The sequence below is a fragment of the Sporosarcina sp. E16_3 genome, from assembly GCF_017347125.1.
Classification (GTDB): Bacteria; Bacillota; Bacilli; order Bacillales_A; family Planococcaceae; genus Sporosarcina.
The window spans coordinates 47,279-61,950 of sequence record NZ_JADPRX010000002.1 but is presented as its reverse complement, the minus strand read 5'-3'; the positions used below and the strand labels follow the sequence as shown (position 1 = coordinate 61,950).

The window sequence follows — 14,672 nt, the reverse complement described above, 5'->3', positions numbered from 1 at the left end:
TTTTCACGGGTTCTTTACAGTGAGGGGTGTGAAATGACGTCTAATAAACCAGTAAGAGCATTCCATTTAAGGTTTGGTTCACATGAAGATGTAGAGCCATTTAAGAACTTTATTCAAAAAGTTTTAGTCCCCAAAGGTATTAATCAGATTATTCTGGAGTGTAATATGTCATTTAAGTTTGAATCACATCCAGAATTATCGGAGGGTACGCTAAATAAGACTGACGCCAAGGAACTTGCAGCATTGTGTAAACGTAATGGCATTCGCCTTATCCCATTGTTTCAATGTCTTGGACATCAAGGTTGGGGTGGCGCAAGAAACAGCATATTAAAGCATTACCCTGAATTTGATGAGACACCTCATATTCCTGTAGATGCGGAATGGCCAGAATTCTTTTGTCCAAGCTGGTGTCCACTCCATCCAGATGTAAATGCACTCGCATTCGATTTAATGGATGAACTTATTAATGCTTTTGATGCAGATGCATTTCATATCGGAATGGATGAGGTATTCGCACTAGCAGATGACCAATGTCCACGTTGTAAAGGTAAAGACAGAGCCGAATTATTTGCAAAAGCTGTTAACGATATGTACGACCATCTCGTAAATAAACGAGGAGTCCAAATGTATATGTGGGGAGATCGATTAATCGATAGTGATGAGACTGGATACAATAATAAATTTGAAGCTGATACATTTGGAACATCTAAAGCAGTCGATCTTATCCCAAAAGATATCATAATAACTGACTGGCATTATTTAAAACATGAAATATTCCCGTCAATTGGGATTTTTCTAGAGAAAGGATTTACCGTCATTCCTGCATGTTGGTTCGATACGGAATCGGCAGTGAATTTTCTTGCGGATAGTCAACGTCAGGCGAGAGAACTAGGTGCAGATGACCGCATGCCAGGCATGGTTATGACTACTTGGCATCACTGGAATAAGGAAGAGTTTGAGCGTTTTGCTAGCCCAGAGAAACTTGATGGGGAAATGCGAGAATTAGCTGAAACAATTGACATTATCTCAAGTAAATTAATATAAGTGTACTAAACGCACGTATGTTGATTAATCGCTTTCTTGCTTAAGATACTGGTAAGGTTGGCACAAAGTTTTCATATAGACCAGTACGTTTTCGGGTAGCTTCGGGCTAAATTATCCACGACAATTTTACTGAGGGGGGGGTGGCTCGTAGTGACTTCGTCACTTCGAGCCATCCCCCTTTTGATGAGGAATTACAGTTCAATCCTCACCGATTTATAGTTACCAATTTAGCAATTTTGAATAGGTCCAATCCTAATAGTTTTGAAATAATAATACGACTATTAATTTATTTTATTACTTAATATCACTATATTTTAGCACTGTTTGAATATGGTGTGAATTTCTAATTAAATTCCATAAATTACTTTTAATTTGAATTTGAAATTTTTGGGTCTATACTATGTTATAAAACAATCGATTAATAATTGAAATAATGTTAGGCGGGGAGAAATGGATAATCATAAACCTAGTCATAATAAGGAATTAATTAAACGGTATTTAGAGTTTGTTAGACCCTATAAATTTGTTGTTTCACTAATAATTGTGTTAGGAATAATGAATTTTGCCATACCACTTGCAGTACCATGGTTAATTAAAATCATGATTGATGAGGTATTACCAGGTAAAGAAGGTTTTTGGACGCTTCAAAAAGTGATATCCGTTATGGGTGGAGTCTTTGTATTCGGTGTTATTGTCAATTTTATTCGCAATTATGTTACTGCTAAGTTGGGTAATACAATGGCACTTGATCTCAAAGAACAGTTATATAAGCACTTGCAAACGCTCTCACCGCAATACTATGATAATCGTCAGGTTGGAACGATTGTTTCACGTGTCCAAAATGATGTTAATGGAGCTCAAAACTTAGTTCAAAGTGGTGTGATAAATCTAATTATAGACTTGTTTTTAGTTTTCTTTGCAGGCATTATGTTATTTAGCCTGAACTGGAAGCTTGCCTTATTATCACTATGGATATTACCCTTGTATTATTTAACTTTTGCTAACTTAAATGTCCATATTCGATTTGCTTGGCGATCTGTTCATCGGCAGATGGCTCGGATTTCAGGAGTATTATTTGAACGTATATCTGGCATGAAGATAGTCCAGTCATTTAACCGTGAGCAGGAAGAAATGAAACGATTCAAAAAGCAAATTAAACACCATTTCGATTATTCCATGTCTGCTCATATTTTTTCAAATTTACTTGGAAGCATAACTCAAGCCTTTAATCATGCTGGAAATTTAATTATTTGGTTTATTGGTGGAATGTTTGTTATCAACGGCAATTTTACAATTGGTGCTTTGATTGCTTTTCAGCAGTATTTACAGCAATTGTATGGACCTATTCAGCAATTAGCCAATATTAATGTAACCATTCAAAACTCGATGGCTAATATTGAACGTATATTTGAAGTGTTTGATATTGACCCAGAGATTGAAAGTAAAAAAGATGCGATTTCTCTTGATCAGTCCCAGGGGGGAATTACATTTAGAGATGTTTCATTTACTTATGTAATTGAACGTGAGGAACTACCTGCAAGTGAGCACAAAGATGGGGATCCAGATAAAGTGGAGGAATTTAAACCTGAAAAGAGGTTTTATTGGATTTCGCCTCGGACAAAGCCACCACTCGCCCCAGTTAAGATTGAAGAAGCGCAGGCATTGTTTGATATCTCTTTTCAGGCTAAGCCAGGGGAAGTAGTCGCACTTGTGGGACCAAGTGGTTCAGGCAAATCAACATTGATTAATTTGATTCCGCGTTTTTATGATCCGGATAAAGGAAGTGTTCTTCTGGATGGTATCGACCTTAAAGACTATGATGTATCAGATTTAAGAAAACAAACCGCACTAGTTTTACAAGACAATATTTTATTCTCTGGTACAGTATTTGAAAATATTGCCTATGCAGATCCGAAAGCAACGTATGACCAAGTGATTGAAGCTGCAAAAGCTGCATTTGCACATGAATTCATTATGGAATGGTCCAAGGGGTATGAGACTTTGCTGGGCGAACGTGGTGTTCGTTTGTCAGGTGGGCAAAAACAGCGGATTTCTATTGCTAGGGCATTATTAAAGGACCCACAAATACTAATTTTAGATGAAGCCACTTCTGCCTTAGACGCAGATTCAGAAGCTTATGTTACTGCTGCTTTGGATAGGCTTATGGTAAACCGTACAACATTTATTGTCGCTCACCGCTTAGCGACAGTTGTCCGTGCTGATCAAATATTAGTAATGGATAAAGGAAGAATTGTTGAATGCGGCTCACATGAAAAATTGTTAGTTAATAATGGGTTATATCGTGGTCTTTTTGAAAAACAATTGAAAGCAATGCGACCCGAAGAATTGCTTAAATTACAAAAAACAGATCCTGAAATTTGACAATCAAAGTAGAGTTAACTAATCTGATTTGAGCAAGATATCACTTGGAAAGACAGGCGTGACAGACTTATGGGGACACTTGTAAAGCGAATTGGAGATATACGTTTGCATCAGTTAATCTGTAAATAACAGTTAGCATAATGAAATCGATTCATTTAATATTGTTAAGATTGGATATGGAGCCTCAAAAACAATTAAATTGGGTGGTGAATCGTAAGAAGTTACTTTTGGAGAACTTAAATTAGTATAAATCACTAATATGATTTTGCTGTTTTCATTGCATGTGAAATGAGGAGAAGAAATGTTCAATATTGATGGTAAATTAATGCAAGTGATGAACTGGATTACAAGACTTCTTTATCTACAACTAATTTGGGTTGTATTCTGTTTAGTGGGGCTGGTGATCTGTGGTATATTCCCAGCGACCTTTACGATGTTTGGAATTTCAAGAAAGTGGATTCGTGGAAACACCGATTTTCCTGTGTTTACGACATTTAAACAAATGTATAAAGAATCATTTATCAAAGCAAATATACTTGGATGGTGGATTGTTCTCTTAGCATTTAGTCTCTACTATTATTTTGATCTAATTAGTAATTTTACTGGAATGATTTCAATCATATTAATCGCAATACTTATTACGATATCACTTCTCTTTTTAGTGACAAGTCTATTTATTATTCCAGTTTATGTTCATTTCGATGTTCGTTTGTTAATGGTTATTAGACATGCAGTAACGATTGCAATATCACATCCATTACACGTGTTGTTCATGTTGGCAACAGTGATTACGTTTTATTCTTTAATGTTAATTGTGCCTGGTGTATTTATACTTATTGGTATAAGCTCTTTTACATTAGTTTTAATGATAATTGCCAATTTAGCATTTAATAATATAGAACGAAAATTAAATAAAATATAACTTAAAGATACATTGGTGGAATATTCAGAAAAAATTGAGTAACGAATTAGGTATTGATTCCTACGGTCTTAGTTATCTAGGATAGGGCAAAAAATAAAAAATGAGAGGACATCAATTATGAAACCAAATGTATTGTTAATTATGGTTGATCAAATGCGTGCAGATTGTTTAAGTATTGCAGGTCATCCAGTTGTGGACACTCCAAATCTAGATCAACTTGCACGGGATGGCGCATTGTTTACAAATGCCTATGCCGCTACACCGTCATGTGTGCCTGCGAGGGCAAGTGTTTTGACTGGTATGTCACAAACATCGACTGGACGTGTAGGTTATCAGGATAAAGTGCCATGGAACTATGAAAATACAATTGCTGATGAATTTTCAAAGGCAGGATACCATACACAAAGTATTGGGAAAATGCATGTTTACCCAACTCGAAGTTTATGTGGATTTCATAATGTGATATTACATGATGGGTATATGCATTATAATCGCTTTAAGTTCAACACGAGAACAATAGAATCAGCTGATAATGCTGATGATTATTTGAACTGGATGCGTGAAAGATTGACCGGAAATGTAGATTTGACTGATCTTGGTATTGATTGTAATTCATCGACAGTTGCAAGACCATGGCATTTAGCAGAAGAACTACATCCGACAAACTGGTTAACAACACAGTCAATTGATTTTCTTAGAAGGCGTGATCCTTCCAAGCCATTCTTTTTGAAAATGTCGTATGTGAGGCCACATCCACCATTTGATCCGCCATCGGCATTTTACGATATGTATCGTGATTTGGATTTACCTGATCCTTCAATTGGGGATTGGGCAGATACAGATGACCAGGCACGCGAAGGGTTGAGTCCAATTACAGCTAAGGGACTTGTTCCAAAACAGCGATTAAAGCGAGCGCAAGCAGCTTATTATGCATTAATTACGCAAATAGATCATCAAATTGGTCGGTTTTTAAATGCAATGCAGGAGTATGGTATTTATCAGAATACAATTATATTATTCGTATCTGATCATGGTGAAATGCTGGGTGATCACAATTTATTTAAAAAAAGCCTTCCGTATGAAGGAAGTGCTAACGTGCCTTTCATACTTGCTGATCCAGGTAATCTATTACAAATGAAGAAAAATACTAAAGTAGAAGAAGTTATCGAACTAAGAGACATTATGCCAACATTGTTGGATGCTGCAAATATCGCTATTCCTGATTCTGTCGAAGGAAAAAGTGTTATACCTTTAGTGAAAAAAGAAAAAAATAAAAATCTTATTTGGAGAGAATACATTCATGGAGAGCATACACTCGGTAACCAATCATACCAATGCATTACAGATGGAAAAGAGAAATACATTTGGTATTCTCAAACCGGGGAAGAACAGTTTTTTGATTTAGTCCAAGATCCTAAAGAATTGAGAAATCTAATAAATGTAGCTAAGTATGAAGAAAGAATTCATTTACGTAGAGAACAGTTGATCCAAGAGTTAAAGGAGCGTGAAGAAGGATATTCTGACGGAAAGTCGTTGTTAAGTGGAAAGGCAGCTAGACCAACTTTAAAGCATGCATTATCCTAGAAAGGATAAATTCCCCTGGCCATTAAAGATGGCAGGGGAATTTTAGTCTTTACTACTATCATGGCCAGTTTAGTGTAGTCGTAGTAGAGCTACTGTTGATGCCAGAAAAATCGACGGCTATAAGTTGAAGCGTAGAAATTACCTCGTTACTTAGACGAGTGAATGATTTTACATAATACACTTCATCATAAATGCGGCCAAGGATTTTTTTTTCACCATTAGCTTTAATTCGATAGATGTCATAAAACCAAACATTCGTTTCGTTGAAATCCCATGAAAGAAGTAACTCAGCTGTGTTACCTTCAAAATATGCTTTATCAATTGTAAATCCTGTTGGTACTTGAGGTGTATTTTGGAACTCGTTGGTTAGTGCTAGTTCGCCTATATGAACTTCAAGTTCTGTTTCAGTAGCAGAAGAGAATCTTAAACCAATCGTAGCAATGGTTCTGTCTACGTATCTATCAAGTTGGAAAGTTTGTGTATTCCAGTCTGTACTTTTGCTGACCTCAATGCTCAACCATACAAATTGATTTGGATCATCTTCAAAGATAAGACCTATTTCCATATTGCTTGAAACAGTATCCTTACCTATTTTATAAGTTATTGATAATTTTACATCATCAGTAATAGCTAACTTTGTTTTAAATAATCTGAGCTCGGTTGTTTCTTCTGGCCTAAGATGTCCTGAAACTTTGAGAGATGATCCACCATCATAAGCAATACTGTCGTCATAACTTGGAATAATAGGACGTTCAGAGACGGAAACTGTCTCAGCTACTGGATTGTTCGTTGAGTCGTATTGTTGTATCCACCATTGCCAGCTGGGCAAGATATCCTGTATGCTCGCATTATTCCATTCATTTTCGTTAGAAAGTTTTCCGTTTAAAAAGAACTTCTTTCCATGACCTGTATTAAATCGAGTAACAAAAGGATACGAGCCAATGACTGATCGTTCGGGAATGTAATGTGCAACACCATCCCATTTTCTATATTCTTCACGATCAACAGCATGAAATGGGTCTTTAAATGGCTTATACAAAGTCCGTCCGATTCGGTCGGTTGGATCTTCTAAAGGACCAGACCAGTATCTTCTTTCTCTTTTATATACTTCTTCTTGATCATTAAGGTCGAATTTATTTTCATATCTATTCCAGACGAAATCAGTTCCAAATAAACCCCATCCAGTACGTGGTGGTTCGTTTTCAGGGAAAATCAATCTGGTGTCATAGGGTGGGTTATACCCATATTTATCATTCTCGGTACCTGGAAATAACGAGCGATATGGATCCAAGCCTATCTCTTTTGCGTACTGTTGTGAATTAATTATTCTCTCATCATTAAAAGCATAGTTAATAAACATACTATCAATAATTTTATTACCGTTAGCGTCTAAGAGCCATGGTGCATTTTGTTCGTTAAACTGATTTTGGTAACGTAATTTTCCATTGATAAGAATAGTGTCATACCATTGTAAATGAAAATAAGCTGGCGCTTTTTCACGGAAGTATTTCATCATTTCTAATAACTTATGGGAATCTTCTTCGGAAATAGTATCTTCCTGGTTAATAAAGTATCCGTCGAATCCGAAGTATAATGCCATCTCAATCATCTTGTCAGCAACTGGAAACGAACCATCAGATTTCTGTTCGACCATATCAGAAAAGTTTTCTTCTCTAGGCCAGAACCAACAACCAAGACTTAGTACCCCATTCCGATGAGCTGCATCTGTATAAGCGGGATTCGGTAAATTAATGACGCCATATACAGGTTCCCCTGTTGGCGATTTTTCAATGGGTAAACCTTGCCAGGAGCCATATAAATCAGTATACTGCCAAAATTTGAGTAGATTTCTGCAAAAAGAATCACTATATTTGAAACTTGTTGTTTCTTTATCATAATCGGCAGAGAGATTTATTACCTGTGGCTCAGCACTCAATTTTGGATTAGCTTGTGTTGCTGAAAAAGAAGGAATCCGCTTTGCTAATGGAACTCTGGAACGGAAATACTTCGCATGTTTGTCTGTTTGCGGGGTCCAATTCTTAAGTTCATTAGCATTGTAGCCATGCAAATTCGGTTGATGTGATATAGCCTGTTTAATCATTACAATTCCCCATTCTATTTGAAGTTATCATCATAACAACACTACTTGAATTGATGTGAAGATGGTGTGAAATGATAGCGCTTTATTATTAAATAACATTGCCTTAATATATCTTTTTTTAGAGCGTATTGCTGTTATTTTCGTTTACCTAAATATATACTTCTACGTGGATACTATTAGTTTTGAATGTTTAAATAACTGGTTGGTTTAGAATATAGAGCTCAAAAAATAATTGATAAGAAAAAGTTGGTTTAATGGTATTGGGAATTTGTACAGCCGTACCGTTTTGTCATTTTTCTTGTAATCACGTAGGGCAATAAGAGTTTGATGGATATTGTCACATCTGGATAAAATGTATTTTTGTGTTTACAAAAAGCTGACCTTTATTACTGAGGGAGGGGATGTAATCGCTATTGATGGCCCAAATGGTTCAGTAAAGTAAACAATTATTAATTTGATTAATAAGGAAATTAGAGATTGCTTTATAGAAGAAATAATCTGACGTTATTGGAGGTGTCACATTGATGATAAAAGTAGGGATTATAGGAACAGGTTATTTCAGTATGTTCCATGCAAAGATTCTATCGGAAATAGTAGGTGTCGAACTGATTGCCATATACGGGACGAGTATAGAAAAAGCGAAGTCAATGGCATCCAAGTTTACTAATGCGAGGGGCTATGACAAGTTGGAAGATATGCTGGACTCAAATCTCTTGGATGCCGTTTATATTTGCGTCCCACCAATGGCGCATGGTGAGATAGAGCTTGCGTTAATCAAGCGAGGAATTCCATTTTTCGTGGAGAAACCATTGAGTCAAGACATTGAAACTCCATTAACTATAGTAACTGAGATTAAGCAAAAGTCTTTGCTTACATCAGTAGGCTATCATTATCGTTATAGTGATTCGATTAGGCATCTAAAAAGCATACTAAATGACCAGAATATCGGTATTGTCCTTGGGCAATTTATGGGGAGTATGCCCAAAGTACCGTGGTGGAGAAATCAAGCTAGTTCCGGGGGACAATTTATTGAACAGACAACTCATATTGTCGATTTACTTCGGTATCTTTGTGGGGAGGTAGATGAGGTCTATGGGGTATTTGGTAACCAGATTCTTTCTGCACAAGATAAATCTGTTACTGTAGCAGATGTAGGAACGGTAACTATGAAACTCAGTAACGGGATTATCGCGAATATAACAAATACTTGCATACTCCCAGAAAGTGTTGGGAAATCTGGAATAACCTTATTTACAGATCAAGGTATGCTCGATTGGACATCAAAACGTTTGGAAATCACGACAAAAGATTCAACATCTGAATATATTGATAGAGTTAATCCCTATCAAACAGAAAGCGAAGTATTTATTCATGCGGTACGCACAGGTGACTCAACCAGGATTCTATCTGACTATGAAGATGCTTATAAGACGCATGAAGTAACTTCCGCTGCATTAGAATCAGCAATGATTAGTACCCCTGTCAAATTGCGCTTAAAGGGATGGAACAGCTTAGTAAACAATTGAAATTGCTAATTAAATAAAACTATCAATAAAAAAACCTTCCTGATTTGAGGGGTCGGTCAAATCAGGGAGGCTTATTTTTCATTAAATCTGATGTTGCAGGATTGCTTCAATAGCCAATCCAACGCCATCATGTTCATTTGTCGTTGTAATCTCGGTGCAAGCAGCTTTAATTTCTGCAGGGGCATTACCCATTGCAACAGAGCGTCCTGCACGTTCCATCATTGATAAATCATTATAGCTATCACCTATTACCATGACATTAGCCATTGAAATCCATTTACTTTTAGCAAAATTTTCAACTGCTATTCCTTTTTGCGCATTGATATCTGTAATTTCTAGATTTCCCGCTCCTGAAGAACTGATAGCAAGTCCAGGTATTAGTTGAAGTGCTTTTCTAGCGTTATCCAAATTCACTCTATTAAAAGACGTTCCAAAGACTTTATAAATTTCACTTCCGCGTTGGTTAATGAGCTCATTATAAGAATCAACTTGGCGGATATAGCCTTGTTCTACTCTATCCATAACTTCTTGTCGGATTTTATCCAATGCGGGTGTCTGGTTAGCTGCTTCAGCAAGTTGAATGAAGGTATCGATTTGATCTTCAATACTATTAATATAAATTAGCTTATCAATGAATAATTGATAATCTATTGTGTGAGCATCTAAAATAGATGTGATTTTTGTGATGTTATTTTCGACTATATGGGTTGCAGAAATCAAATTCCCAAATGTATCTCTAATTTCTGCTCCATTAAGACAAATGTATGAAAGATTCAAACCACTATCACTAATAGGACCATAAGCCTCCGAGAAACCTCTTCCAGTAGCGATTACAACCTCAATTCCATTGGACTGTGCAGCTAAAATCGCTAGTTTGTTTTTAGTACTGATGGTGTGGTCAGGACTCAATATTGTTCCATCCATGTCTATTGCAATTAGGCGTATCATAATTGTCTCCTTTCTTCTACATAGAGACTGATAATACCAATGAATGCGATAAATATCAACTTGACAGTTCGACAGTGCACGTTCCAGAGTCATTATCAAACCAGATTAAAAACAAAACGTATTTTTATGAATTGGTGTCGGTGTACTATCAATCTCCCTTTTTTACCAGATGCTCGTTGATGCAACACTTCCTTCAGGAAAGTTGTTAAGTGTACCTCCAAACTTATTACCAGGGAATGACTTGCTTGAAAACGCTGAGATGCCAACTGAATCATTGAATGTTGTTGAAATCATGTGGAATTCTATATTTATTGCCATTGAAAATGCAGTTACTAGTGTACTTTTATGTACAATGTCAGGTTATGCTTTTTCTAAATTAAAATTTAGAAAAAAGAGCTATAGTGATTCTAAACAAGCCAACTTAACCGTTTTATTTGAAAAGACCGTTGATGAACTGTATACAAACAATGTTTATCCGCAAGAAAATGTAAATCGTACAGATAATCACTGGCCGAGTTTCGTCAATCGATATGGTCTTGGTTTAATGGCAGCTGGCGCAGGGTCTACATTCAATTTTGAAGGTTCTTAATTATAAGGTGACTGATTTATAGAAAGCTAAACACACGATTGATTTACAGAAAAGAGATTATATTGTCCGGCATTTGGAAGAATAGCGGAACGGAATAGGCTTGAATTCATGCGACCAAAGTCAATTGCAAAAGTGTCAATGCAAATTTGAACTTTTCACACTAAAGCGAAACTGTCTGTCTACTCAACTAAAGAAATAAGTGGTAGTATTAAAGCTAAAGAGAGATTCGTGTAATTGCAACAATGGTTCCAGTAAGTTTAATATCTTAAGTAAAGATGGAGAAACTAATAAGTATTGACTAGTTAAAGCGGTTTCCTGCCAGGAAAAAACACTTTGAATAGTAGTGTTGATCATTGTATTAGTAGCAAAATAGGGATGACCTTTATCTATCATTTTTATTATAAAAGGGGGCTTTAATATGCGACAAGGCACATTCCAGTGGATGAAATCAGTAAATAAATCAATTATATTAAATAAAATACGAACAGATGCACCAATCTCGAGAGCGCAAATTGCCAAAGACACAAAATTAACGCCACCAACAGTTAGTAGTAATGTGAAAGAGTTGATTGAACAAGGAATTGTGATAGAAAGCAAGCTGGGTGAGTCTCAAGGCGGGCGAAAGCCAACAATGCTCTTAATCAATAACCAAGGATTCAATGTTGTTGGAGTAGACGTTGGACCGGAAATTATAGAGTGTGTCCTAACTGATTTATCGGGAAAAATTATGACGCGGACTTCAAGAAAGTTGACCATGCCATTAACGAATTCCGAATTTCTCATCATTTTAAAAGACTGTATTCGTGCTTGTATAACAGACATCCCTACTACTAGTAAAAAAATTATTGGCATAGGCGTAGCGATGCATGGGGTTGTGGATGTAGAAACAGGTACATCATTGTATGCTCCAATTTTAAGTCTGACAAATATTCCAATCAAAGAAGAGCTAGAAAAAGAATTTGAACTAGAAGTTAAAGTAGAAAATGATGCACGAGCAATGGCGTTGGGTGAATCCTGGTTTGGAGAGCACGGAGAATTAACTAGTATGTTAGTTGTGAATATTGGTCGTGGTGTTGGTGCCGGGCTTGTAATTAATGGAAAGTTATACCACGGTGCACAAGATATTGCAGGCGAAGTGGGACATATGACAATCGATTTGCACGGAGAAATTTGTGAATGTGGTAATCGTGGATGTTTGCAAACATTTGCAACGGGTCCAGCAATTGCTAGACGAGCAATGAAGGGGGGGGCGACTGATTCAATCACCGCTGAAAAAGTCTATGAATTAGCTAGAGGTGGTAATGAAGAGTTTTCGACGATATTAAAGGAAACTGGTAGAGTAATTGGGATAGGTTTAACAAATTTAATACATATTATTAACCCGCAAAAAATTGTGCTTGGTGGTGGGGTTACAAAAGCCAAGGAGCTTATTTTTCCAGTTGTACTTAAAACGATTGAAGAGTGTGCATTGACACCACGTGCAAAACAGACTGAAGTAACCGTAACTAAACTAGGTGATGATGCGACACTCATTGGTGCTGTCTCTTTACTATTAGTTGATGTATTTGATCCAAATTGAACTTTTAACTTATATTCCTTATGCCCTTTACGGTATAGGGTTTTTTTTATGGCGGTGTTTCTACTTTTTTGTTTTCTATGTAGACAGAATACTATGCTTATGGTAATGTTTAAAAATGTTAGTAAACTTTTTACTGATTAAATTTACTTCTATTTTACTTAGCTCTAAAAGTGTATAAAATACGCAACTAGAGAGACTGTGTGGTGAACGATCCTTTTGGCGTTGATATTGACTGTGTAAATCAGGAAACAATATTCTTATACTAATTTCCTGAACAACTTTAAGGAGGTAATTGAATTGAGGAATTACAAGTTTATGTGGTTGATTGGTATTATGCTTGTACTAAGTGTGTTTTTAGTAGCATGCGGTGGCGAAAAAGAAAGTGCTGACATAACTGCTGAAGTTAAAAAAGAGGCGACAGAAGGATCAGGAGAAGATGTATCACAAGTTTTAAGTTTGGTTGAAATAGCAGAAATTGCATCTGCTGACTCAGCAATTGCTGAAGATGCTGTAAGCACGAAGTTACTGAATAACGTAATGGAAGGACTTTATCGTGTGAACCAAGAAGGTTTACTAGCACCAGCTATTGCTGAAGCTGAGCCTAAAGTCAGTGCGGATGGAATGACGTATACGTTCAGAATTCGTGACGCGCAATGGTCAAATGGAACACCTGTAACTGCTCATGACTTCGTATATGCTTGGCAGCGCGCTATCGATCCTGACATGGCTTCACCTTACGGACCGTATTTGATGGGGGGGATGATTAAAAATGCGACCGATATTGGTGAAGGAGAAGCGGAAGTTGCGGATCTTGGCATTAAAGCTGAAGATGATAAAACACTTGTCGTTGAACTTGAACGTCCAGTACCTTACTTCCTATCACTTACTTCATTCGCGACATTCTTACCACTTAACGAAGAATTCGTAACCGCACAGGGGGATAAGTATGCTGATAACTCTGATGCAATGATTTATAACGGTCCATTTACATTAACAGATTGGGATGGTACAGGTAACTGGAAATACGTAAAAAACGACAAATATTGGGATGCAACTGCTGTGAAACTCGATGAAATCATCGTAGATGTTGTTAAAGAAACATCTACGGCTGTAAAATTATATGAACAAGGCAAGAAAGATCGTGTAATACTAACTGCTGAGTATGCAATGCAATATGCCGATGATCCAAACATTATTAATGAAGTTGAAACGGCTGTATTCTATTTAAAAATGAACCAATTGCGTGGTGGTAAACCAACGCCGCTTGCCAACGCTGACATTCGTAAAGCCGTCGCTAGAGCGTTTGATAAAGAAGAACTTGCAAATCTAGTCTTAGCTAATGGAGCTAAGGAGGCTAACTTCATCGTAGCAAATGACTTTGTACTCGATGGAAATGGTAAAGACTTCCGCGATTATAGTGGGGATTACACTGTTTACGATGTTAAAGAAGCGAAAGTATTTTGGGAAAAAGGGCTGAAAGAACTCGGGAAAGACAACTTAACAATTGAGCTTCTTGGCGGAGACACTGAAAATGCTAAGAAACAACAGAATGGTTCAAGTCGGAACTTGAAAGAAATCTACCGGGGTTGACGATTAACTTGAAAGAAGTTCCTTCGGCTGTGCGCTTTGAACTTGACGACACTAGTAATTATGATCTCCAGGCGACAGGATGGGGCCCTGACTTCCAGGATCCAATATCATTCATGGAGTTATTTATAACTGGAAGCCCGCAGAATAAAATGGGTTACTCAAACTCGGCATATGACGCACTTATTGAATCTACAAAAACACAGTATGCAAATGATCCGATCAAACGCTTTGAAGTATTTGCGGAAGCTGAAAAAATCCTTCTTGAAGATGATGCGGCTATCGCGCCTACGTATCAACGTGGAGGAATGTTCCTTAGGAACCCAGCTGTAAAAGGTATTGCCATCAATCCATTCGGCAGTGATTTTAGCTATAAATGGATGTATATAGAAGCGGATGGGAAGTAAAAA

The 14,672-nt window shown here is 36.8% G+C and carries 11 protein-coding genes; 9 read left to right on the top strand and 2 right to left on the bottom strand.

Going from position 1 to position 14,672, the window contains the following annotated elements; translation table 11 throughout:
* The first annotated feature begins 33 nt into the window (after window positions 1–33).
* The 4 genes from I2483_RS02845 to I2483_RS02830 all read left to right on the top strand — a co-directional run bounded on the left by I2483_RS02845 (window position 34) and on the right by I2483_RS02830 (window position 5,932).
* A complete protein-coding gene (locus I2483_RS02845) occupies window positions 34–1,044 on the top strand; it encodes a family 20 glycosylhydrolase (protein WP_207173841.1) in 1,011 nt (336 codons plus the stop codon).
* Window positions 1,045–1,494: 450 nt separating this feature from the next.
* Entirely contained in the window at window positions 1,495–3,426 is a 1,932-nt protein-coding gene (locus tag I2483_RS02840; RefSeq protein WP_207173839.1) for an ABC transporter ATP-binding protein, read from the top strand.
* Between the two features lie 301 nt (window positions 3,427–3,727).
* Window positions 3,728–4,348, top strand: coding sequence for a YesL family protein (locus I2483_RS02835; protein WP_207173837.1), 621 nt, complete (start codon window positions 3,728–3,730; stop codon window positions 4,346–4,348).
* Window positions 4,349–4,465: 117 nt separating this feature from the next.
* On the top strand, window positions 4,466–5,932 hold the full coding sequence (locus I2483_RS02830; protein WP_207173835.1) for an arylsulfatase: 1,467 nt from the start codon (window positions 4,466–4,468) through the stop codon (window positions 5,930–5,932).
* A 58-nt stretch (window positions 5,933–5,990) separates the two neighbouring features.
* Here the strand turns inward: I2483_RS02830 and I2483_RS02825 are convergent, their stop codons facing one another.
* The gene (locus tag I2483_RS02825) at window positions 5,991–8,033 is read right to left on the bottom strand and encodes an endo-beta-N-acetylglucosaminidase (RefSeq protein ID WP_207173833.1); all 2,043 of its coding nucleotides are present in this window, start codon (window positions 8,031–8,033) and stop codon (window positions 5,991–5,993) included.
* Between the two features lie 524 nt (window positions 8,034–8,557).
* Between I2483_RS02825 and I2483_RS02820 the strand changes: the two genes are divergently transcribed.
* Window positions 8,558–9,559 carry a Gfo/Idh/MocA family protein gene (locus I2483_RS02820; protein WP_346267684.1) on the top strand — a complete coding sequence of 334 codons (1,002 nt, stop codon included), beginning with the start codon at window positions 8,558–8,560 and terminating at the stop codon, window positions 9,557–9,559.
* A gap of 81 nt (window positions 9,560–9,640) precedes the next feature.
* On the opposite strand, the gene I2483_RS02815 is transcribed toward I2483_RS02820, so the two are convergent.
* Window positions 9,641–10,507: a Cof-type HAD-IIB family hydrolase gene (locus I2483_RS02815; RefSeq protein ID WP_207173829.1), complete on the bottom strand. Its 867-nt coding sequence runs from the start codon at window positions 10,505–10,507 to the stop codon at window positions 9,641–9,643.
* A 241-nt stretch (window positions 10,508–10,748) separates the two neighbouring features.
* On the opposite strand from I2483_RS02815, the gene I2483_RS02810 reads away from it, so the two are divergent.
* The 4 genes from I2483_RS02810 to I2483_RS19595 all read left to right on the top strand — a co-directional run bounded on the left by I2483_RS02810 (window position 10,749) and on the right by I2483_RS19595 (window position 14,669).
* Complete coding sequence (locus tag I2483_RS02810; protein WP_207173827.1) at window positions 10,749–11,096, top strand: beta-galactosidase small subunit-related protein; 348 nt, start codon at window positions 10,749–10,751, stop codon at window positions 11,094–11,096.
* Window positions 11,097–11,514: 418 nt separating this feature from the next.
* Complete coding sequence (locus tag I2483_RS02805; protein ID WP_207173825.1) at window positions 11,515–12,675, top strand: ROK family transcriptional regulator; 1,161 nt, start codon at window positions 11,515–11,517, stop codon at window positions 12,673–12,675.
* Between the two features lie 297 nt (window positions 12,676–12,972).
* Window positions 12,973–14,265 carry a peptide ABC transporter substrate-binding protein gene (locus tag I2483_RS02800; RefSeq protein ID WP_346267683.1) on the top strand — a complete coding sequence of 431 codons (1,293 nt, stop codon included), beginning with the start codon at window positions 12,973–12,975 and terminating at the stop codon, window positions 14,263–14,265.
* On the top strand, window positions 14,262–14,669 hold the full coding sequence (locus tag I2483_RS19595) for a periplasmic substrate-binding domain-containing protein (protein ID WP_346267682.1): 408 nt from the start codon (window positions 14,262–14,264) through the stop codon (window positions 14,667–14,669). Before I2483_RS02800 ends, I2483_RS19595 begins: the two co-directional genes overlap by 4 nt.
* Window positions 14,670–14,672 lie beyond the last annotated feature (3 nt).